Source organism: Photobacterium sp. HL06 (assembly GCF_059552575.1).
The window spans coordinates 1,989,027-2,009,236 of sequence record NZ_CM183914.1; the positions used below are offsets into that span (position 1 = coordinate 1,989,027).

The window sequence follows — 20,210 nt, forward strand, 5'->3', positions numbered from 1 at the left end:
ACTTGATGTGCTCAAATAAGATCTTAGCCAAAATAACATTCAGTTTTTTTATCAATCTCATTATACAGTAATATCTTACTTGCAACTTGCGATAATATCCTGATCAAATATTTTAGTTTTACGTATTGATGCTGGTGTCTTCTGAAAGAAACGCTTGAAGGCTTTTTTAAACGCGCTTTCGGATTTATATCCTACTTGATCTGCAATAGCGGCTATTGAAGCGGGAGTTTGTTCTATCTTACTTTTTGCCAACTGCATTCGCAAAGTAAATAAATAGGTCATTGGTGGCTGTCCTACTAGATCATGGAAGTGACTGGCAAAAGCTGAGCGTGACATTCCTATTTCTTGAGCTAGTTGTTTGATGGTCCAATTGTTTTCCGGAGATGAGTGCAGCAACGATAGTGCTTTGGCTACCGATTTATCAGACAAAGCAGTAAGATAATTATTAGTATTCTGCATTAGCTTCATATGGGCCTTGAGCACCTGGATAAAAAGTACCTCAGTAAAGCGATCAATTAAAATTTCTGCCCCGGGCTGTTGGGTTTGGGCTTCGTCGATTATCTGATGTAGAGCATGATCAAGCCAACTAAATTGCTCTCGCTCTTTTTGATGTAAATGAATGAAGTTCGGCAGTGTGGTAATTAATGGGTGTGGCCAAGTTTGGTCAAATTCAAAATAACCGCAAACAATATCAAAGCTCTCTTCAACTCCATCAAATAGAGACTCTCCGCTTCTATATGCGGTAATTACCTGCTCTCCTGGAAAGCAATGGCTATCCGGCGCATCAAATAGTTGATGTGGACTGCCATGGGGTAAAATGACAATATCACCACTAGACAGTAACAATGGATCTTTTATCCCTTCAATTTGCAACATACAGTGGCCACGAACCACAATATGAAATGATGCTCGTGGACTTTGATTGATTGCAATACCCCAGGGGGAACTAAAACAAGAACGAAAATATACACTTCCTTGTAAGCGCATCAATCGTAAAATATTACTTAACACATCCATATCATGCTTCCCATATTTCAAGTAAAGACGATTAGACACTAAAAAAAGACTTTTAACCATTAAAAGGTTGAGCATTTTGCTAAATAATTCCTCTTGCTAATTAATACATTCAAGGGGACATTATGTTTAAAGTAACTAAAAAAGCCATTCTAGTAACTGCAATTTGTAGCTTATTTTCCAGTGTAAGTTATGCGGATTTGCCCGATCCCGGAGTACAGCTTGATACTGGAAATACTGCTTTGGTTATTACCGACCCACAGGTTGACTTTCTCAGTCCAAAAGGTGTTACCTGGGGAGTTGTTGGGAAAAGCGTTGAGGCCAATAATACTGTAGAAAATATCGAAAAGTTGCTAAAAACCGCTAAATCAAAGTCGGTACCAGTTTTTATTTCTCCTCATTATTACTATCCACACGACCATGAATGGGAGCATGAAGGTGCGTTGGAAACTCTGATGCACAATATTGGTATGTTTGATCGTAAAGGAGCCTTGCATACAGATGGTTTTGAAGGATCTGGCGCTGATTGGCTAGAGCGTTATAAACCTTATATTAACGATGGAGAAACTGTCGTCACCAGCCCTCACAAAGTGTTTGGACCAGAGACTAATGACTTAATTCTTCAGCTACGCAAACGTGGTATTGATAAAATCGTCCTAGCTGGTATGTCTGCAAATTTATGTACAGAGTCCCACATGCGTGAGCTATTAGAACAGGGTTTTGAAGTACAGGTTGTATCAGACGCAACCGCTGCGGCCCAGTTACCTGGTCTCGATGGTTATCAGGCTGCAATGACCAACTTCCGCATGGTTGCGAATGCGGTTCGTACTACTGAACAAACGGTAAAACAGTTCAACAAGCTTTAATATATAATTAATTGAATATAACCTAGATCAGGCAGTGCCTTAGCCACTGCCTGAAAAGGTATGGGGTTTGTTTGGATTATTTGATAAATTTCTCGCCTAACATCTTATAGCAAACATTTCTATAAGAACTAGAAAATAAATAACCGAGTATTATAATCAAATAATGGATCTTTAATGTTTACATTAATAACAATATGTGATTAAGGTATGTTGATATCTAACTTATCAAAAAAGAAAGATGAACGATATGAGTTTTTAGTTAAAACTTGGTATCGTGATTTGTACATAATAGCTTACTGGTTGTGTAAGGAAAGGTTATTATCTGAAGAGCTTGTAGAGGAGACATTTATCGATTCTTTGGAGTTACTACCATATTTAGATGGTGGTAGATCAACCAAATTTCACCTCATTAACATTTTACATCAATGTCATGTTCGTAAATCTGTGAATACAACGAAGCATACATCAAACGTTTGTAACTTGGAGCATAGTGAATACTCTGTCAATAAAAATTCTAAAGAATCAAGGTTACAAGAAGTAATGTGGATGCTTGATAATAAATATCGAGCTCCACTCGTGATGCAAGTTATATCCGGCTTTGATATCGAAGAAATTGCTCAAATATTAGGAGTGAATAGTTGTATTGTGAAAGAGCGGATAGCTTACGCACGATTATACTTTAATAACTTGCAAACCATCGAGGTTATATGATTTTAACTAAGAAGTTCTTTAACGGATATGTCCTTCTTTGAAAAGTAATATTTTTTCCTGCAAGTTTGCGATGTAAGAGTTTGAAACGTTTTGACATCTAACGATGGTTGGAACCTGGTGTTTGATTCTCAAATCATATGGATTTACCTGTTCTTCAATAGTAGGAAATAATAGGTTACATCGACAACCGAGAAAAGTGGTTAGCGAAGGTTGTATGTAATCGAAAGCGGGTCTTTCGTGATATTTGATATCATTTCCGCTTTCTCTTTATCGGTATATAGATAAATGCTGCTAGTGTTGCTCTCGGAAGGTGGTGCAACTTCCCATGACAGATAACTGTTCTTAGCTAATTTACTTGCGTTACTTCCAACATAACTCTCTGCAACATAGAAGTTTCCAAAGGATTAATCAGCGTGACATACATCAAGAGCGAATGCCTTTGCATGGGAATTACTTTTAAAAGTTACGCTGATGCACTCGGACGTGCAGACACGCGTGTACGCCATTCGTTTAGATTACTCAGTTCACCAGGAACCTTAACACCAACATACTCGGTAAAGTCAATGGCACACATTGCAGTGATGTCTGCCGCAGTAAAGCAATTGTGCGCGATGTAGGCCGACTTTTTAAGGTGTTTGTCTAGGCGAGCGTAAAAACCTGTATTCTTTGTATACCGCGCTCCGCCAAAGCAGGTAGTTGTGGGGTGTCGGATGTACCTGGAACTGAGCGGTTCTCGAAATCCGGGTTAGTGTTTCGCAAGACGTCCGCTGCAGGAATGAGGGCATCTGCTTCTGTCTGGCGAATCCAAGATTCCACAGCCGCTTCATCAATGATCGCGCCATTGTTGAGCACCAGTGTGGGTAGTACGCCACGCGGGTTCACCGCCAGGTAGTCATCCTGGAGATTTTCGCCGCCCATGATGTCGATCTGGATTGTATCGACTTTAATCCCTTTTTCTGCACCCAACACGCGCACTCTGCGTGGGTTGGGTGCGTCTGCCATATCGTAAAGTTTCATAAGTCTACTTTTTGCTTAGTTTGTCGAGGCCTGTATTACTTCGAAATCATGTTTTTTGTTTTTTCAATCACACTAGTTTCTTTCTCAGGCTCATTAAAATTGGTTTCATGGGGTATAGCGGCACCGCGAGCTAAAGCCGGACGTGCTTCCAACTGGTCGTGCCAACGCTTCAGCCCTTCAAATTCGTCAAGGCTTACGCCAGCGAAGTTATGTACGCGTACCCAACTCCAGTTGGCAATATCTGCAATTGAGTAGTCACCTGCCAGAAATTCATGCTTGGAAAGTTGAGAGTCTAGGACGCCATAAAGCCGACGAGTTTCGTTCTGATAGCGCTCTATGGCTGAGGGGATCTTCTCCGGGAAATAACGGTAAAAAACATTGGCTTGACCCTGCATAGGGCCGACACCACCCATCTGGAACATTAGCCACTGGAGCACGTCATAGCGTCCCTTAAGGTCATTGGGGATGAGCTTGCCTGTTTTTTCAGCTAGGTAGAGCATAATTGCGCCTGACTCAAAAATTGTCAGTCCGCAAGCATCATGGTCAACAATGGCAGGGATTCGTCCGTTAGGATTAATTGCGACGAACTCTGACTCTTTCTGAATTCCCGTGGTGATGTCAATGGGCGTGACGTTATAAGGAAGGCCAAGTTCTTCGAGAGTTGCTGACACTTTCCAGCCGTTGGGGGTTGCCCATGTGTATAAATCAATCATAGTTTTATTCCTTAGTTCCATTTAATTGAGCAGCCCATACTTGGATGCTGTATCTCTGGACCTTTACCTGTATTTGCTATAAGACGCATCGCGTTAACGAGTTCACGGGAACGATTCTGGGGGTTGCCCATACGAGCATCGTCAAGGCGGCCTCGGTATTGGAGTTCACCATGTTTGTTAAAGCCGAAGAAGTCGGGAGTACAGACTGCCCCATACGCTTTTCCTACGGTTTGGTCTTCATCGACTAAGTAGGGGAAGGAGAAGCCATGCTGTTTGGCAAATTGCTTCATAAACGGCGGGCTGTCAATTTCAACATAACTGTAATCATTGGACATAACCGCCAAAACATTGATGCCTTCAGCCTGTAGTGCACGGAAATCCTCCGCAAGACGATCAGCGATTGCTTGGACATATGGGCAGTGATTGCAAATAAAGGCAATCAGTAAACCTCGTTCTCCCAGATGCTTGGACATGGTGAAGGTGTTTCCGTCAGGATCAGCAAGCGTGAACTCTGGGGCCTTCCATCCGGTTTGGACTTTTGGTGTATCTAGTAACATGATGATGTCTCTCAAAGGTGGGGTAGCCTGTATGGGTTACCTAATTTTTTATTTGCTGTTCAGTCAGCGATAGCACATCCAATGACAAAGGGTGAGCCTCATGCACGTAGAACAGGTCGCATCATATGTAAACCTTTCACGGTTCTTCACATGTACTTCCCAGTAAACAGCCGTTTAGTTCTTTCTTGTGTCAATGGCAGTCAATAGCTGGGTGAAACTGACAATGAGTTAGAAAATACTGGTTTTTATAGTGAGTAAGTTAGTGACAGTACGAATAGACGAGAGTCGAACTGCCACCGGATTAAATTATGCTTCCCTGCTACTATCAGCTACCCAAGCATTGGCCTGAAACGCCGCGTCGACAGGGGTTTTGGCGATGTGGTTGGTGTAGTTAGACATGACTTTAAGGCTCGTACCCAATATCACTTCGAGTACGGTTTGATTGGTATAGCCAGCAGCAAGAAAGGCATCTAAATCCCTCTGTTCTACCCAGCCACGACTTTCATTCACTGCAATTGAGAATTGGCGTAGCGCTTCCAACTTGGGATCAGAGATAGCAGTGTCGTTACGTAGTGCGTCGATGACATCCGTTGCCACCTTAGCACTCTGTGAGATCGTCGTATGTGCTGCCATGCAATAGGTGCAACCGTTCAAGCGGTTGTTTGTCATCAAGATTATCTGACGTTCTGTTTCGCTGAGGTCAGCTTTGTCTAATATACCGGCCAGTGTCATATAACCTTCTAGCAGTGCTGGGGCCTCTGCCATTCCGGCAAGAAGGTTGGGTAAAAAGCTGTAGGCTGACGTTGCAGCGGAAACAAGAGGCTTGCTCGCATCTGGGGCAGTCTCAGCGGTGTGGATAGTAAAGTCAGTCATTTCAATATCTCCAGATAAATTGGTATGTAGTACCTAGTAAGCTTTGTCTGTACCAGTTGGTATAAACTATAATTCATTAAACCAATTGGTCAAGATAAAACTAAAGTTAAATTTTCACATACGATGATAAAATCTCTTTGTTAGTAGATATCTTATTGTTTTTAATCAGTAAAATGCAATTGTATCAAGCTAGCTTTTGTCCGGACAATAACGCCTGTTTGTATCGATCGGTATAATTGTTTGGTATTTTAATGATTAGGAGCAGATAAGAGAGTGAATATATTTTGAGAAAAACATTTATCGAAGACGCGTGTTTGATCAAGTCGTGTCTATGTTTCTGGACAAAGGGTTTGACCCCGGTGGAAAAGGGTATCTTTATGAGGTGAACAGAGAACATATTTTTGAGAGTGCAATATTAGTTTCTATTCGTAATGTGCTTTATGCGTGGCCAGAAGTTTTTTAACTTAACAAAACTGGTCAACTCAATGACATTATTCGGCATAGAGAAGAAGGTATTCCGTTACATAACTATTTGGTGTGTGGGGCAAAAATTGTTAGGTATCTTGTCAATGGTGGCTGGGGCATTTATTTTTGTTGTGTTTGCTGGTAAAAGGCAGGCCTGAAGTAAACGAACAAGGATATTGAACAGTCCCCCTTTTAATACTCAGAAAAGGACAGATCGAGAGCTATCACAGCGATTTATTTCTGGTACTACTGAGTAACACCCCCGAAGAAATGCGGAATCTTTCAAATATGTAGATATCCCTGGAGCGCGACAATCCCTTCGCACTCCTAGAACTTAATGAATACGTGGTACGGTATAAAAGAGTTTGGCCTAAAATCTAGTGATGAGTTGCCTTCGCTTCAATAATCTCTAACGAAGAGACAATTTGTTGTGCTAGTTTATGGTTGTTCCCCGACAGTTCAATAGAAGTTCTGGTATCTTCGACGAGTTTTTCCATGTGTGCTTTAACTTCATTCGATTCTTCCAATTGAGCGTTAATGCGCTCGATAACTCTTTCAACTGATTTTTTACTATCAAAGGACATATTCATTAATGATTCCATGTCTACCATAGTTTCGCTTGTCACTAATGAGCTATTTATAATTACATCCTCTACTTCTTTTTGCTTATTAAATATATCTTCCGAGACTTTTGTTATTGATTGCATTTCGATATTGATGCTTTCGGCAGATTGGCTTGCAGTATTTGCAAGTAACCGTACTTCGTCTGCGACAACGGCAAATCCTTTTCCATGTTCACCAGCGCGTGCAGCCTCTATCGCAGCGTTTAGTGCAAGAAGATTAGTTTGACCTGCTATACCTTTAATAGAGTCAACTAACTTGCCAACGTTTTTATTAATTTCCTCTAGTGAAACTAATAGATCACTGAACTGACATATTTTTTCTTTGGAATCTTGTATTTGCACTTCCAGCTGGTTAAGTTTCTTTATGGTGTTTGAAGCCGTATCAGCGGTTTTACTAGAGAATCGGTGAGATTCACATGATAGGTTTTCAATCTCTTCTGACTGACTGATGAAGCTATTAATTAACTCATAACTTTGCTGTATTGATTCAAATCGACTCTTTGAAGCTTTGTGTACATTTCCAGCATTTACAAAAATTTGTTGGGCATACTCTGTCGGGTTGTTGTAACGAATATTGTTGTATTGATTTTCTATGTTTATTAATGCTTCATGACGTGCGTTGTCAATAGTAACTGTATCTGGTGTGTGCTGTCTCTTAAATAACTTCATTATTTCTGAATCTCTTTTTTACGGGCTTGCAGAGTTGCAAATACACTGGCTTGGGTAGAAACACAAAAGGGCACACAATAGGTCAATGCAATTTTAAGAAAGCGTGTGCTATCAAGATAACCACTAAACAGCATGTCACCATGGTTAATAAACATCAGAATGGTACCAACGAAAAGGGCAACTTTTATAGAGCGTTTTAGTATTACTGGCTCACATGCTGTGTTGAGAAAAATCTGAATTGAATGAGTCATTTTGTACCCTCATCTAATAAATGGTTGTTGGCTACATCTAGTCACTCAATGCTGTTGTTTTGGGAATACGTTGTCTTGAAGAAATTTGCTCTGCCAAACAGATGTTTGTTATCAAGATTTTCTGACGCTCATTGTCGCTGAGGTTGGTTTTGTCGAATATCCCGACTAGTGTGATGTAGCCTTCAAACAGTGCTGGAATCTCAGTCAACCCTGTAAGAAGGTTGGGAGAATAACCGAAGTCTGGCGTTGCTGCAGAAATAAGAGGTTTACTCGCATCGGGGGCTGCCTCGACGGTATGGAAAATAAAATCACTCATTTCAATATCTCCAGATAAATTGGTATGTAGTACCTGGCAAGGCTTGTATGTACCGGTCGGTGTAAACTATAAGTTATAAACCAATTGGTCAAGACAAAATTGAGGGTTTTTAATTCGTAATAAGTGATAATTATACATTTCATTGCGTATGCTATTGTTTATAAAGAATAAAAAAGCCAGGCTGGTAATCTGGCTTTTGTTCAGGTAGCAACTATTGTTTGTATTGAACGGTATAATCGTGCTACATTTTAACTGTATAAAAGAAGAAGGAGATATCAAAAATGCCCTGGGAGAAATCATTTGATGAAGACGCGGCGGTTGATAAAGCTATGCATATATTTTGGGAGAAAGGCTTTGAACCTACTTCTTTAGCCAATCTCATTGAAGGTACCGGTATTAATCGAGGGAGCCTATACAATGCCTTCGGAGGTAAGCATCAACTGTTCGTACGATCTCTCTTGAAGTATGATCAAGAGAACCGGAAGGCCATATTAGGAGAGCTGGAGGCGCTTGATAACCCCAAAGAAGCGATCTTGGGACTTTTCGATGCCATAATTGAAGAAATGTGTGTGGACACTCAACGTAAAGGGTGCTTTTTAATCAATACAGCCCTTGAGGTGATGCGGCATCAAGATGAGGTTGCTGAGATAGTTACCAAAGGATTGCGTGAAACCGAAGCGTTCTTTCGGCGCAGTATAGAAGTTGGTCAGGCAAGGAGTGAAATCCCTAAAGAGATTGACCCGGAAGCAACAGCAAAAAACCTGATGGCATTGCTGGTCGCAATACGAGTATTAGGCAGAGGGGTTTTTTCAAAGGTTGAGCTTGATGTTATCGCTAAACAGGCCTCGTGGTTAATTGCGCAGCCTTAAATTATCATGTAACTATACCTCCCGATTATCTACGTTAACCGCAGTGATATGTTAGCCTAGCAAGAGGTCTGCGTTCATCACTCCATTCTCTTCCGATGGTTTATTAAGTCCTGCAGCCTGGCTATTTATGAATGTTCATGTCGGTTCAGATACATGTGGAGCGGTCGTGAAGAAAACGGGATACCATGGCCGCTCTGTTATGTACTCCGTGGCGATTCGCTTGAAGGAGACTTTTCACGCTGGAAAGGGCTTAAAACCCTCGGAATGGTTGAGAGCTTCCGACCGCTGTTCGAGAGCACTGGGCGATTGAATCAATGCATTGGGTGCTGGATATCAGGATGAAAATAGAACACCTTGAGAAGGTGTTGATGGCCGAATTATCATCGACGGCTAACAATTATCATTCATACGGTCGCCCTGACAGTACTATACTTTGACGTGTTTTTTGCGTTACTCCAAAAGTCAGCAGTATTAGTGAGTGTCTGTAGCAACCGTCTCCAGGCTAGGTTATACGGTTGCTATGCTTGATGTTAGTCTTATTTTATTCAAAGTGATTTTCTTATGTGGTAATTCATAAATAAATTTATTTATTGAGCTAGTACTATATTTATTGCCCTATCACTAGCTATAGTATAACAATAGTAATGATTTATATGTATAACAGCACAAATATTGTTGCATTACACTTACTAATTTATTATGTTATTAATTAATCCTTGTTCAGTTAATCAGGTAGCTTTGTTGTTTAATTTTGAACGTTAAGAAACTGTAACGGATAATTTTACGTTTCTTGATGAGGAAAGCGCTTTCATTTTATGTGTTGGTAGTCTAATATAAGAATTAGTATGTTTATTAGTGACAGCTATATGATAAGTATTAAAACTAGTAATAATGGGTACCACTTCATGAATACAAAGTGAATTTTGTTTTATCAAATTCATATGGAATAAATGTTAACGATAGGTAATGTTATACATATAAAGGTGAGGAGGATGGTGCTTATACGACATGTTTTTGACAAATAATAAGTAAGTCGGTTATAAACTTACAACTGATTTAATAACTCTGGCTGTTGTTAGTGTTTTCTTTTCTATTAATACGTTCTATTACTCGACCGAACAACCTGGCAGTGAAGGTAGCAAATTAGTTGCTGGACGGCGATCTTATCATTGAAGTTAATAATAGAAGTAGTGATGAAACGGACTGTTGTTGTAATCCTTTCAAAGTACAGATTACAAACCTAAAAAACATTGTAACCACAGTATCAGAAACTAGCACTAAAATTTGTATTGCTTCTAAAAGCTGGCGGAAGTGGCAGAGTTGTCCGCTAACGGAGTAGAACGCCAGCAGATAGAGGTGGATTTAGTTGTAGCGGCGATAAATGAAATGATAACTACAGTTAATAATGTCGCAAACAATGATGCTAAAGCAACTATTGGCTTGCAGGTGGTTGAGCAGACAATTACAGCGATTAATATACTCGCCAATAAGGTAAATGAGTTTAAGTGAAAATGGGTGAGGTTAATTAGGAAACGATTTACATTGGCAAAATTCTGGATGTAATCCGAGAAATTGCAATCAGACAAACCTTCTGGCACTAAATACTGCAATTGAAGCTGCTTGGGCAGGTAATCAAGGTCGTGTTGCTGTTGTGGTCGATAAATTTCGTTCACTTGCTCGTCATACCCAAGTATTCAAAATACTATAGAACAACTTCTAGTAGGTACACAAAGCATGGTCACGATAATGAATCAAGGTAAAGATCAAGCGGTACAAGGTGCGGGGTAGGCTAATGATGTAGGCAATTACGAATGCAATCAGTGTAATGAATGATATGAGTATTCAATCTTCCAGTGCACCCGAAAGGCAATGTACGGTAGCTGAGAGTATTAATAAAATACAGTTGCCGTGAACCGGACTGGAGCTTCAACTAATATCATCGCTAGTTTATCTGGGGAACTAAAGGATTTGGTTGCGAAATACAATATTTTAAAAAAATAGAGTAATCTAAAACGCTTTATTTACAATGATTACACCTTGAAACTTCGAGGTTTTGAATATCAATCCAACTTCATTTGAAATAACTTCAGCTATTGGTTATGAATAAATTTAAATTACAAGTAATATTGCCATTTATTACAATAATTATTTTGATAGTTATGGCTATTGTTTTATTAAACTTCTTAGCATTTAAATCTGAAAGTGTAAAATTAAATAAACAAATCCTACGCGAGCAGAACTTAGTTGTTGAAACAGTGATATTAGAAAAGCTCAATAGCTATTTTACTATGCTTTCATCAATTGATGCATCAACTGCTGATATTACTAGCAATGGTTTGTCAGTGCATGTTACTCAGCAATTAGCACCGCTATCTAGAGCTTATAAGGATGAAAGTGAGGGTGTTTATATTATTGATGATGAGGGAGGCATTTATAATGTCCTGGGTGAAAAACTTAACTTCAATGTTAAGGGTTTAAACCGCTCTTATTATGATGCCATTTTCAATAAAGGAAAAAGTTCATTTGCATCCAATACGTTTAAGTCTGCTGTTTCTGGTAAAGAAATCTCAGTTCTGGCGTCTAAGATTGATGACTCAACTGCAGTAATTATATCTGTATATTCAAAACAGTTACTGGCGGAGGCAGCTAGAAAAAATAATATTTTTATGTTTAGTCAAGATGGAAAAATTCTCATATCTCCATATCCAGCACTTGTAGGAAAAAATATTTATCAAGAGCGCCCTTTGTATAAACAGTTTAGTCACAGTAACCCCGAGTTATCATATAGTGCTAAGGTTGACGGTAAAGACATTGACTTTACCGCTTTTTGGGGGAAGTTAGATGTAAATGGTTGGGGTTACGTTTCTTTTGTTAGGGATAGCGTAATTGAAGAGAGTGCAGATGAACAACTAGTATCATCTTTATTTATCGCTGGTATTAGTCTTGTTGTTGCTACTATTATCTTACTTGTCATCGTTGATAAACTGATACTTAAACCTGTAGGTGGTGCGCCAGAAGAGATTGCGTTGTTAATGAAAAAAATGGCTGGAGGTAATTTAACACTTGATCTTGTTCAAAGAGGAAATGAAACTGGCGTATACCATTCTTTGGGCATACTATCCAGTCAACTTTCTGGACTTATTAAAAAGTCTCATAACATATCTGAAGATGTAGCATCTGCATCTCAAGAATTAAATACTGTTATGAATGACACATTAAGTAACGCTCAACAAGAGTTAATTCAAGTTGAGGAAATATCAACTGCAATAAGTGAGCTTTCAACAACTTCAATGGAAGTTAGCAATAAAGCTGTTTTAGCTGAAGAAGAAACCAGAAATGCTCAGAGTAATATTACCAATGGTAAATCTACATTAGAGAAGAATATTGTTCTAACTAATGATATTAATTCCTCTGTTGCTGAAACAGCGTTATTGTTACAGGAATTGAGAGAATTCGCTGTGGAAATTGGTTCTGTGATCGAAGTGATTAATACTATTTCTGATCAAACCAATTTATTATCCTTGAATGCAGCGATTGAGGCTGCACGAGCAGGTGAAAATGGTCGTGGTTTTGCTGTTGTTGCCGATGAAGTTCGAAATTTAGCATTAAAAACTCAAGAGTCGACAATAAGTATCCAAGAAATAATTGAAAAACTTCAGCTGCAATCTGAAAAAGCTAACCATAATATGAAGCAAAATGTCGAACTAATTGCAGAGTCGGTACAACTTGCAGATCATATTAAATTAGCTTTTGAAGATATCTCGTTGGCGGTAGAGTCTATTTCGGACATTAATGCTCTTGTCGCAACATCCTCACAACAGCAACATGTTGTAACAGAAGATATATCCCGAAACACGGCTCAGACTTTTGAGTTGGTTCAACAGAACGTATCGGCAGTTAACCATACACTGGAGGCTTCAGCAGAACTGAAAAAACTGTCTGAAACTCAAAAAAATGAACTTGCTTTCTTTGAGGTATGACTTCTTTATACTACTTAGATTAACCGTATGCGCCCGTGAGATCATGGGGCGTATACGAGCCAAAAGCAAAGTGAGCTATTTGAAGTGGTCAAGCATTTTCGGACAATAAATTTGTTTTTTTAACTTTTGCCGGTGGAACACCCTTGTTATGTGTATAAAGACCATAATTGGTTCTGAGAAACGTCACACTCTAAAAACTTCATGCGACGTTTTCTTTTGAAAGGTTAAAGGGTGGTTAATGGCTTGTTAGGGTGTATAGCTAGCCAAAGTAACGATCTATCAAATGCTGCTTAAAGTACTTAGCATTCAATCTTTCACCTGTTGCTTCAATCAGTAATTGGTCGGTCGATACCGTTGATGCTTTTTTCCACACATGTTTATCCAGCCAGTTGAAGATCGGCTGTAGGTTACGCTCGCGGATCAGGTTCTCGACATTCATCTCTTTACGCATGGCAGCCATGAACTGAGCGGCATACATAGCGCCTAAAGTATATGATGGGAAGTAGCCAAAACTACCGTCAGTCCAGTGAATATCCTGCATACAACCGTCAATGTAGTTACCTTTAGTTGATAGTCCCAGATACTCTGTCATTTTTTTATCCCAAAGTTCTGGAATATCAGCAACCTCGATATTGCCTTCAATCAAGTCGCGCTCGATCTCGTATCGCAGGATGACGTGGGCAGGGTAGGTGACTTCATCAGCATCCACTCGAATATAACCAGGCTTAACGCGAGTGTTAAACAGTGCCAGGTTTTTGGTTTTTAGTGCGTCTTGGGGCCCGAATGTTTCAGAAGCCATCGGAGAGAGGAGCTCGATGAATGGCTCGCTGCGTGAAAGCTGCATCTCAAAAAATAGGCTTTGTGACTCATGAATACCCATCGAGCGGGCTTCACCAACAGGTAGGCCATGCCATTGAGTGGGTAATCCTTGCTCGTAGCGAGCATGGCCCGTTTCGTGGATCACTCCCATTAGTGCCGAAGTGAAATCGTCTTCATCGTAGCGGGTTGTAATACGGACATCGGTAGGGACGCCGCCACAAAAAGGGTGCACACTGGCATCCAATCGTCCGTGATTAAAATCAAAGCCAAGCTTTGTCATCACTTCAAGACTTAGCGTCTTTTGCTGTTCAATCGGGAAAGGGCCGACTGGCGTGATCACTTTTTCAGTGTTTTGTTTTTCACGCACTTGCTGAATTAAGCTTGGTAACCAGCTTTTTACTTCACTAAATAGCTGATCAAGTTCGGTGGTTGTCATTCCTGGCTCGTAGATGTCCAGTAATGCATCATAGCGGCTTAAGCCTGTCGCCTCTGATCGAATTTGTGCTTCCTGGCGAGATAGTTCAACCACGACTTCCAAATTTTTGCTGAACTCATGCCAGTTATTTTCAGCTCTTTGTGAGCGCCAAGCGTGTTCGCATTTAGATCCAGCAAGAGATTTCTGTTCAACCAACTCGGCAGGTAACAAGTTGTTCATCTGCCATGAGCGCTTCATTTCTTTTAGGCTAATGGCCTGCTCTTTGGTTAATGACTCTGCTTCAGCTTGTTCAAACCATTCTGCTAGATGAGGCGCAGTTGCCAGCTCATGATGCATAACCGCAAGTTCGGCCATTGCTTCAGAGCGCGCTTCATTGCCACCTTCGGGCATCATTGCAGCCTGATCCCAGCCACAGATAGCGCTTAGATGAGCGAGCTTGGAAAGCTTCTGGTGATGTTGTTCTAATTTTTTGTAGAAAGTCATTACCTATCCTTATGTTGACTGCCACCTTACAGATAAATCTCCTTAAAGGTGTAACTAGCTAGCATAAAAGTTTTTGTCTGAATTAAAAATGGTACAGGAAGAAAAAAAGCGATTTCGCTAAACAAAGCCTATTACATAGCATGAATGCCATGTCATGAAAGGCTGGCGAGGTTGCTATTTGGTTAATTATGTTAACGCCTTTTCTTGTTGTTTTGAGTGGAAAGCATCGGGTTGAGTTAAAAAAGCGCAACTTTCAACTTCTAGCACTCAAATGGGGGGGTATGGATTGAAGGTATCGACTTGTATGTTCGCGTAGTGTGTTACGGAAACAGACTTTTGTTTATAAGCGTTCAAAATTCATTCGAAATTGCTGAAAACAGTAAACAGGTATGATATTGATAAGTGTCAATGGCGAGCGATATGTGTAACTGAATTTACAATATCGTAAGACTTCGTAAAGGTCGCAAGCTTTGAAATGGCTGCTGGTTATACTGCTTGCATCACCAAAGAGGGCTAGTTACATCATCATGCATAAGAATTCCAAATTTAACGCTTTACTCGCAAGTACGGTTTTGTTTTCTGCTACGACTTTTGCGGCTCCTACCGTCATTCCTGACGCGCCTTCACTCGGTGCGAAAGGGTATGTCTTGATGGACTATCATACCGGGCAGGTGCTTGTTAAAAAAAATGCCCATGAACAGCTCAATCCGGCCAGCTTAACAAAACTGATGACAAGCTATGTTGCCGGACAAGAGATGAAAAGCGGCAATATCAATAAAGATGACCTTGTTGTGATCAGCCGTAATGCCTGGGCTAGGAACTTCCCAGATTCCTCAAAGATGTTCATTGAAGTTAATACCGAAGTGAACATGATGGATTTATATCGTGGCTTGATTATTCAATCAGGCAACGATGCCAGTGTCGCGATTGCTGAGCATGTTGCTGGTTCAGAAGGGGCATTCGTTAGCTTGATGAACTCATGGGCAAAAAAGTTGAATATGAACAATAGCTCTTTTGCTAACCCGCATGGTTTGGATAACAATTCTCTTTACTCTACACCTTATGATATTGCTCTATTAGGTCGAGCGTTAATTACTGACTTACCTGATATTTACTCACTGTATAGCGAACGATCATTTACCTATAACAAAATCACTCAACGAAACCGTAATGGCTTATTGGCAGACAAAAGCATGAATGTCGATGGGATGAAAACGGGCTATACCAGTGGTGCAGGCTATAGCTTGGCCAGTTCTGCAACCCAGGGTGATATGCGTTTGGTCTCGGTGGTGATGGGGTCGAAGAGTGCGAAAAGCCGAGAAGCTGAAAGTAAACAGCTCCTAAATTATGGTTTCCGTTTTTTTGAGACAGTTTCACCACATAAACAGGGTGATGAAGTACTGAATGAGCGAGTGTGGATGGGAACGGCTGATTCCATCTCTCTCGGTACAGAGGCTGATTCTTATGTGACATTGTCACGGAATAATGCCAAGAAGCTAACAGCCAATGTCGAGTTAAATGATGATTTGGTTGCACCAATTAGCAAAGGTGACATTGTTGGCAAGATTTTCTATCAGGTTGATGGCGAAGATATCTCTGAAGTGCCTCTGATAGCCTTAGAAACTGTAGAACAGGGCGGTTTTATCAGTAGGTTGTTTGACTACATCAAGCTGTTTTTCATGGGCTTGTTTAAGTAAGCCTTTAGTTTTTTTGAAGATTAAAAAAGAGCCGCTTTTGCGGCTCTTTTCATAAGATTAGTTTACTTGGACAACATTAAGCTGCTCACCAGGATCAAACTCTGATACCGCTTCAGCTGAAATTGGCGCCACAGGGATTTCTTGCTTATCAAACGCAATATCACCGCCGTCGATAGCGCCTGAATCACGGTTGATAGTCTTGAAATCGAACAGGTCGAAATCCGCCAGGTGAGATGGCACGACGTTTTGCATCGCAGTAAACATCGTTTCGATACGGCCAGGGTGAGATTTATCCCAACCACGTAGCATCTCTTTGATGATCTGGCGCTGCATGTTTGGCTGAGAGCCGCATAGGTTACATGGAATGATAGGGAAGTCTTTCATTTCGCTGTAACGTTCAATGTCTTTTTCGCGGCAATAAGCCAGCGGACGGATAACAACATGTTCGCCATTATCAGAGACAAGCTTTGGTGGCATGCCTTTCATTTTTCCGCCGTAGAACATGTTTAGGAACAAAGTTTCCAGCATGTCATCGCGGTGGTGGCCCAGGGCGATTTTCGTTGCGCCAAGCTCTTTTGCTGTACGGTAAAGGATACCGCGGCGAAGTCGTGAACATAGTGAGCAGGTAGTTTTGCCCTCTGGTACTTTTTCTTTAACGATAGAGTAAGTATCTTCGTTAACGATTTTGTACTCGACGCCAAGGCTATCAAGGTATTCAGGCAAAATGTGCTCAGGGAAACCTGGTTGTTTCTGATCAAGGTTGACGGCAACTAGATCAAAGTGAATAGGCGCACTTTTCTTCAGGCTGCTCAGCATCTCCAGCATGGTGTAGCTGTCTTTACCACCAGATAGACAAACCATAATACGGTCACCGTCTTCAATCATGTTGAAATCGGCAATAGCCTGGCCGGTATTACGACGGATTTTCTTTTGTAGTTTGTTAAAGTTGTATTGCTGGGCTTTAGTCAGTTCTTGAGTTTCACTCATTCTCGGTCTCTCTTTGAAAAATGGGGCATTTCAGTAAGCCCTTAGAAACCTAATCGGGTAGGTGTACTTCGGTACTGAACTGGTCAACGACCACACGGCTGTCTCATTTTTCCAACTATAATTGGTGCTTTAACTATCGGGTTGACCGACAGAAAGGTTGTGGCGTGTATGATACGGATTCCTGCGCCTGATGCCAGTAAGTTTTACGTAACTATTCCACAATTGTCCTAATCTGGAGGGACAATTGTGGCTGTTATTCGTGTTATTACTGTGTCCACTCGCTACTTACCTGCCTCTATCATGGCTATGATTTTCTTCGCTTTCTCAAAATGGTCTAGCTCATGTTTTTGTATCCACCAGGTTGCAGCTTCCATCAGCAACTCTGGGGCGTCATTTTTATTAGCGAAGAAGGCATAAAAAGAAACACCTACGTTGTCGCCCTTTTGCTCAATTTTCTTAGTACATACGTTGACGACTTTTTCTCGTAATGAATTGCGCATTTCATACCTTTGTCTGGATTGCGAATTGGGTAAAGATTACATAGGGCTGCTGGCCGCTTTACTGTTATGACATTTGTAATATCAGCAATGCTCTTATTGCTTTCCCTAAGTTCACTCAGGCTCTCTTCACAAACTTCGCTGTCACCATCATTTCGCCTGCGCCGTCCACTTTGCAGTCTAGTTGGTGATCCTTTCCTTCGACTATTCGCCTAATAACTGCTTTAGTACCAATCTTAAGCACCTGAGAACTGCTTTTTACTTTAAGATCTTTAACTAGTGTGACCTTGTCACCTTCTTCTAACAGCGTTCCGTTGGCATCTTTTATGGTCAACGAGCCTTCTTCGATAGGGGCTTCCGACGGGTTCCATTCATGTGCACATTCGGGGCAGATCAAATGGTTTTGATCTTGGTAAACGAATTCAGATTTGCATTTTGGGCAGGGAGGAAAGGACATACATTATTACTTCTTTAAATTAGTCTGGCATATATGGTAATGGGTCTCTTATTCCTTAGCGAGTACATTCCATCGAATTTTTGGGATTTTTCTCTTGTACTGAATCGAAAGAACTGCCCATCAAAACTGTCAGGACGTGCACCGAGAACTGCTTTATAGATAGATATTAGACGAGCCTAAATCACTGGGTTCGAATCTTTCAGTTTCGATCTCATCATGTGGCGTAACCTACTCGCATTTTGAAAAATACAGGCGGTATTGGTACTTCTGCATGGTGTTTTCCTTTTAATTTGCGGTAGTTCGACCATTCTTGCAGTGAATGCAAAATTATTTCATTCGTGAACCATCAATTTCTGAGTTACCAATTATCCGAGCATGAAAATTTAAGAGTCCAACAGTTCTCCGTGTTTCTTCAGCCCATATTATTCCTGCAACCAATCCCACCCCGATAAAACTAGCTATGACACTGATATTAATCTCGTCACGAACAATACAGTATAATGCGGCTAAAAAGAGACCAACCAACATAGGAGAAACAGCTATTGTTAACCACAACAGGATATGCACACCTTTAGCGATATATTTAAGCATTATGACAACTCTCCATATGAGCCCCAACCAAATCCGTCAAGTGTGATGCGTCAACTAACGTTGAAGTGGCGTAGTGGTATCATTGGCTATCAGGTTTAGTTAGACGGAATCTGATAAAAAGCTCTCCATCAATAGTCAACTGGCCGTCCTTAATAAATCCTAGGCGAGTTATAGCTTTTGAATTCAATCTGCTTGGAGGGAACAGTATCGTTATGGAATTAACGTCCAATTGATTAAATGCCTTATCTTTTATGATATTAAATATTTTACGCCCCCATCCCCAGAATTTAGGATGTAGAACAAGAGCAAAATCGGCCTCTCCATGCTCTGGTTGTAGGCCTCCCCAGCCGGCAAACTCACCGTTGATCAAGAAAGCCCAAGGACCAAACCCATGCTCGTCCCAAAGCTGCTGTTTTGCTGACAAAAAATTACGACAGTCTTCGCTTGAAAAGCGTTGAGTAAGTAAGGATAGATGCTTACCTACCATCTCATCATTCATTAGATCGATAATTTGCTCTTCTTTAACGTCATAAAGATGAACAAGTTTAATCTCATCCATTAATCAATCCTTTTATAAAAAGGGCTAAAAAGTACTGTAAGCCTTAATTGACAACCTTGTATCTTGTACTGATGACATTTTTCGTAGCGAAATAGCTCAAGATTACCTCTAATGGATTTACCTGCACTCACAATTCTCAAAGCAATCAAGACAGGAGAAATCGCCACTTTTAGCCACAGCAAGACATAGGCTACCTCAGTTTTGCTGTGTTGCTCTGTTATACCATCTTACCGGGCTAAGCTGGCATGATCTGACTTTAACATGGAAAAGAAATACTCATCCCACCAGACACCGTTATCCCTAGGAATACACTGTCGGAAATGGCCTTCTCTCACCATGCCTAACTTCCTCATTAAGCGGTACGACGGTAGATTCTCAGGCTGGCAAGTTGCGACGACTCGGTGAAGATTTAATTGAGTAAATCCATAATTGAGCACTGCCTTAGCGGCTTCGTAACCATAGCTTTGGCCTTGGAACCTTGGGTTGATGATCCAGCCAATTTCATAGGTATGATTATCAAACCAAGGGTAAAACTCAATGTGGCCAATTAATGCTAGACAGGATTTGTCTATCACAGGGAATGCTTTAGCTTTATCTCCTGAATTGTTCGCTATGAAGTCAATGACTTGGTCGGCTGAGAGTTGGCCTTCACCTAAGTAATAGGTTGCAACACCATCTGTCATATACTCAAGAACGTGTTCATAATCAGATGATTCAAACTTCCGAATTTGAAGGCGAGACGTTTCTAGCATCATTTAAT

The 20,210-nt window shown here is 40.7% G+C and carries 23 protein-coding genes and 1 pseudogene; 8 read left to right on the forward strand and 16 right to left on the reverse strand.

Annotated elements, in window-relative coordinates:
* Positions 1-75 precede the first annotated feature (75 nt).
* Positions 76-1,017, reverse strand: a complete 942-nt coding sequence (locus tag AC51G0_RS09275; protein ID WP_496301762.1) for a cupin domain-containing protein — start codon at positions 1,015-1,017, stop codon at positions 76-78.
* Positions 1,018-1,139: 122 nt separating this feature from the next.
* On the opposite strand from AC51G0_RS09275, the gene AC51G0_RS09280 reads away from it, so the two are divergent.
* Together AC51G0_RS09280 and AC51G0_RS09285 are read left to right on the forward strand one after the other, a co-directional pair.
* Positions 1,140-1,880, forward strand: coding sequence for a cysteine hydrolase family protein (locus AC51G0_RS09280; protein WP_496301763.1), 741 nt, complete (start codon positions 1,140-1,142; stop codon positions 1,878-1,880).
* Positions 1,881-2,087: 207 nt separating this feature from the next.
* Entirely contained in the window at positions 2,088-2,591 is a 504-nt protein-coding gene (locus tag AC51G0_RS09285; protein WP_496301764.1) for a hypothetical protein, read from the forward strand.
* Between the two features lie 463 nt (positions 2,592-3,054).
* Here the strand turns inward: AC51G0_RS09285 and AC51G0_RS09290 are convergent, their stop codons facing one another.
* The 8 genes from AC51G0_RS09290 to AC51G0_RS09325 form a co-directional block, all read right to left on the reverse strand.
* The gene (locus AC51G0_RS09290) at positions 3,055-3,303 is read right to left on the reverse strand and encodes a glutathione binding-like protein (RefSeq protein WP_496301912.1); all 249 of its coding nucleotides are present in this window, start codon (positions 3,301-3,303) and stop codon (positions 3,055-3,057) included.
* Positions 3,231-3,608, reverse strand: coding sequence for a glutathione S-transferase (locus tag AC51G0_RS09295; RefSeq protein WP_496301765.1), 378 nt, complete (start codon positions 3,606-3,608; stop codon positions 3,231-3,233). Before AC51G0_RS09295 ends, AC51G0_RS09290 begins: the two co-directional genes overlap by 73 nt.
* Positions 3,609-3,643: 35 nt before the next feature.
* A complete protein-coding gene (locus tag AC51G0_RS09300; protein WP_496301766.1) occupies positions 3,644-4,321 on the reverse strand; it encodes a glutathione S-transferase family protein in 678 nt (225 codons plus the stop codon).
* Positions 4,322-4,332: 11 nt separating this feature from the next.
* The gene (locus AC51G0_RS09305) at positions 4,333-4,794 is read right to left on the reverse strand and encodes a thioredoxin family protein (protein WP_496301767.1); all 462 of its coding nucleotides are present in this window, start codon (positions 4,792-4,794) and stop codon (positions 4,333-4,335) included.
* Between the two features lie 390 nt (positions 4,795-5,184).
* Complete coding sequence (locus AC51G0_RS09310) at positions 5,185-5,751, reverse strand: carboxymuconolactone decarboxylase family protein (protein ID WP_496301768.1); 567 nt, start codon at positions 5,749-5,751, stop codon at positions 5,185-5,187.
* 842 nt (positions 5,752-6,593) lie between these two features.
* Positions 6,594-7,508 (reverse strand): methyl-accepting chemotaxis protein, encoded by a 915-nt coding sequence (locus AC51G0_RS09315; RefSeq protein ID WP_496301769.1) that lies wholly within the window; start codon positions 7,506-7,508, stop codon positions 6,594-6,596.
* Entirely contained in the window at positions 7,508-7,759 is a 252-nt protein-coding gene (gene nrtS, locus AC51G0_RS09320) for a nitrate/nitrite transporter NrtS (protein ID WP_496301770.1), read from the reverse strand. Before nrtS ends, AC51G0_RS09315 begins: the two co-directional genes overlap by 1 nt.
* A gap of 37 nt (positions 7,760-7,796) precedes the next feature.
* Positions 7,797-8,075 carry a hypothetical protein gene (locus AC51G0_RS09325; protein ID WP_496301771.1) on the reverse strand — a complete coding sequence of 93 codons (279 nt, stop codon included), beginning with the start codon at positions 8,073-8,075 and terminating at the stop codon, positions 7,797-7,799.
* Positions 8,076-8,356: 281 nt separating this feature from the next.
* On the opposite strand from AC51G0_RS09325, the gene AC51G0_RS09330 reads away from it, so the two are divergent.
* From AC51G0_RS09330 to AC51G0_RS09350, 5 genes and pseudogenes are all read left to right on the forward strand, one after another.
* On the forward strand, positions 8,357-8,944 hold the full coding sequence (locus AC51G0_RS09330; RefSeq protein ID WP_496301772.1) for a TetR/AcrR family transcriptional regulator: 588 nt from the start codon (positions 8,357-8,359) through the stop codon (positions 8,942-8,944).
* A gap of 195 nt (positions 8,945-9,139) precedes the next feature.
* Positions 9,140-9,285: pseudogene (locus AC51G0_RS09335) on the forward strand (ISAs1 family transposase); the annotation flags it as partial.
* A gap of 970 nt (positions 9,286-10,255) precedes the next feature.
* Positions 10,256-10,453, forward strand: coding sequence for a hypothetical protein (locus tag AC51G0_RS09340; RefSeq protein WP_496301773.1), 198 nt, complete (start codon positions 10,256-10,258; stop codon positions 10,451-10,453).
* A 100-nt stretch (positions 10,454-10,553) separates the two neighbouring features.
* Positions 10,554-10,652: a hypothetical protein gene (locus AC51G0_RS09345; RefSeq protein WP_496301913.1), complete on the forward strand. Its 99-nt coding sequence runs from the start codon at positions 10,554-10,556 to the stop codon at positions 10,650-10,652.
* A 391-nt stretch (positions 10,653-11,043) separates the two neighbouring features.
* Positions 11,044-12,924, forward strand: coding sequence for a methyl-accepting chemotaxis protein (locus AC51G0_RS09350; RefSeq protein WP_496301774.1), 1,881 nt, complete (start codon positions 11,044-11,046; stop codon positions 12,922-12,924).
* A gap of 259 nt (positions 12,925-13,183) precedes the next feature.
* On the opposite strand, the gene AC51G0_RS09355 is transcribed toward AC51G0_RS09350, so the two are convergent.
* Positions 13,184-14,662 carry a carboxypeptidase M32 gene (locus AC51G0_RS09355; RefSeq protein ID WP_496301775.1) on the reverse strand — a complete coding sequence of 493 codons (1,479 nt, stop codon included), beginning with the start codon at positions 14,660-14,662 and terminating at the stop codon, positions 13,184-13,186.
* Between the two features lie 527 nt (positions 14,663-15,189).
* Between AC51G0_RS09355 and AC51G0_RS09360 the strand changes: the two genes are divergently transcribed.
* Positions 15,190-16,359, forward strand: a complete 1,170-nt coding sequence (locus AC51G0_RS09360; protein ID WP_496301776.1) for a serine hydrolase — start codon at positions 15,190-15,192, stop codon at positions 16,357-16,359.
* A gap of 57 nt (positions 16,360-16,416) precedes the next feature.
* Here the strand turns inward: AC51G0_RS09360 and ttcA are convergent, their stop codons facing one another.
* From ttcA to AC51G0_RS09390, 6 genes are all read right to left on the reverse strand, one after another.
* Positions 16,417-17,346 carry a tRNA 2-thiocytidine(32) synthetase TtcA gene (ttcA, locus tag AC51G0_RS09365; protein WP_496301777.1) on the reverse strand — a complete coding sequence of 310 codons (930 nt, stop codon included), beginning with the start codon at positions 17,344-17,346 and terminating at the stop codon, positions 16,417-16,419.
* A 281-nt stretch (positions 17,347-17,627) separates the two neighbouring features.
* The gene (locus AC51G0_RS09370; RefSeq protein ID WP_496301778.1) at positions 17,628-17,846 is read right to left on the reverse strand and encodes a DUF6500 family protein; all 219 of its coding nucleotides are present in this window, start codon (positions 17,844-17,846) and stop codon (positions 17,628-17,630) included.
* 115 nt (positions 17,847-17,961) lie between these two features.
* Positions 17,962-18,300, reverse strand: a complete 339-nt coding sequence (locus tag AC51G0_RS09375; protein ID WP_496301779.1) for a zinc ribbon domain-containing protein YjdM — start codon at positions 18,298-18,300, stop codon at positions 17,962-17,964.
* Between the two features lie 327 nt (positions 18,301-18,627).
* Positions 18,628-18,891, reverse strand: a complete 264-nt coding sequence (locus AC51G0_RS09380) for a hypothetical protein (RefSeq protein ID WP_496301780.1) — start codon at positions 18,889-18,891, stop codon at positions 18,628-18,630.
* Positions 18,892-18,970: 79 nt separating this feature from the next.
* Positions 18,971-19,450, reverse strand: a complete 480-nt coding sequence (locus AC51G0_RS09385) for a GNAT family N-acetyltransferase (RefSeq protein WP_496301781.1) — start codon at positions 19,448-19,450, stop codon at positions 18,971-18,973.
* A 227-nt stretch (positions 19,451-19,677) separates the two neighbouring features.
* On the reverse strand, positions 19,678-20,205 hold the full coding sequence (locus tag AC51G0_RS09390) for a GNAT family N-acetyltransferase (RefSeq protein ID WP_496301782.1): 528 nt from the start codon (positions 20,203-20,205) through the stop codon (positions 19,678-19,680).
* Positions 20,206-20,210: the final 5 nt, after the last annotated feature.

Excerpts from the sequence above, each read along its gene's own strand:
- AC51G0_RS09275 (WP_496301762.1), bottom strand. The coding sequence starts at position 1,017 with ATGGATGTGTTAAGTAATATTTTACGATTGATGCGCTTACAAGGAAGT.
- AC51G0_RS09280 (WP_496301763.1), top strand. The coding sequence starts at position 1,140 with ATGTTTAAAGTAACTAAAAAAGCCATTCTAGTAACTGCAATTTGTAGC.
- AC51G0_RS09285 (WP_496301764.1), top strand. The coding sequence starts at position 2,088 with ATGTTGATATCTAACTTATCAAAAAAGAAAGATGAACGATATGAGTTT.
- AC51G0_RS09295 (WP_496301765.1), bottom strand. The coding sequence starts at position 3,608 with ATGAAACTTTACGATATGGCAGACGCACCCAACCCACGCAGAGTGCGC.
- AC51G0_RS09300 (WP_496301766.1), bottom strand. The coding sequence starts at position 4,321 with ATGATTGATTTATACACATGGGCAACCCCCAACGGCTGGAAAGTGTCA.
- AC51G0_RS09305 (WP_496301767.1), bottom strand. The coding sequence starts at position 4,794 with ATGTCCAAGCATCTGGGAGAACGAGGTTTACTGATTGCCTTTATTTGC.
- AC51G0_RS09310 (WP_496301768.1), bottom strand. The coding sequence starts at position 5,751 with ATGACTGACTTTACTATCCACACCGCTGAGACTGCCCCAGATGCGAGC.
- AC51G0_RS09315 (WP_496301769.1), bottom strand. The coding sequence starts at position 7,508 with ATGAAGTTATTTAAGAGACAGCACACACCAGATACAGTTACTATTGAC.
- nrtS (WP_496301770.1), bottom strand. The coding sequence starts at position 7,759 with ATGACTCATTCAATTCAGATTTTTCTCAACACAGCATGTGAGCCAGTA.
- AC51G0_RS09325 (WP_496301771.1), bottom strand. The coding sequence starts at position 8,075 with ATGAGTGATTTTATTTTCCATACCGTCGAGGCAGCCCCCGATGCGAGT.
- AC51G0_RS09330 (WP_496301772.1), top strand. The coding sequence starts at position 8,357 with ATGCCCTGGGAGAAATCATTTGATGAAGACGCGGCGGTTGATAAAGCT.
- AC51G0_RS09350 (WP_496301774.1), top strand. The coding sequence starts at position 11,044 with ATGAATAAATTTAAATTACAAGTAATATTGCCATTTATTACAATAATT.
- AC51G0_RS09355 (WP_496301775.1), bottom strand. The coding sequence starts at position 14,662 with ATGACTTTCTACAAAAAATTAGAACAACATCACCAGAAGCTTTCCAAG.
- AC51G0_RS09360 (WP_496301776.1), top strand. The coding sequence starts at position 15,190 with ATGCATAAGAATTCCAAATTTAACGCTTTACTCGCAAGTACGGTTTTG.
- ttcA (WP_496301777.1), bottom strand. The coding sequence starts at position 17,346 with ATGAGTGAAACTCAAGAACTGACTAAAGCCCAGCAATACAACTTTAAC.
- AC51G0_RS09370 (WP_496301778.1), bottom strand. The coding sequence starts at position 17,846 with ATGCGCAATTCATTACGAGAAAAAGTCGTCAACGTATGTACTAAGAAA.
- AC51G0_RS09375 (WP_496301779.1), bottom strand. The coding sequence starts at position 18,300 with ATGTCCTTTCCTCCCTGCCCAAAATGCAAATCTGAATTCGTTTACCAA.
- AC51G0_RS09380 (WP_496301780.1), bottom strand. The coding sequence starts at position 18,891 with ATGCTTAAATATATCGCTAAAGGTGTGCATATCCTGTTGTGGTTAACA.
- AC51G0_RS09385 (WP_496301781.1), bottom strand. The coding sequence starts at position 19,450 with ATGGATGAGATTAAACTTGTTCATCTTTATGACGTTAAAGAAGAGCAA.
- AC51G0_RS09390 (WP_496301782.1), bottom strand. The coding sequence starts at position 20,205 with ATGATGCTAGAAACGTCTCGCCTTCAAATTCGGAAGTTTGAATCATCT.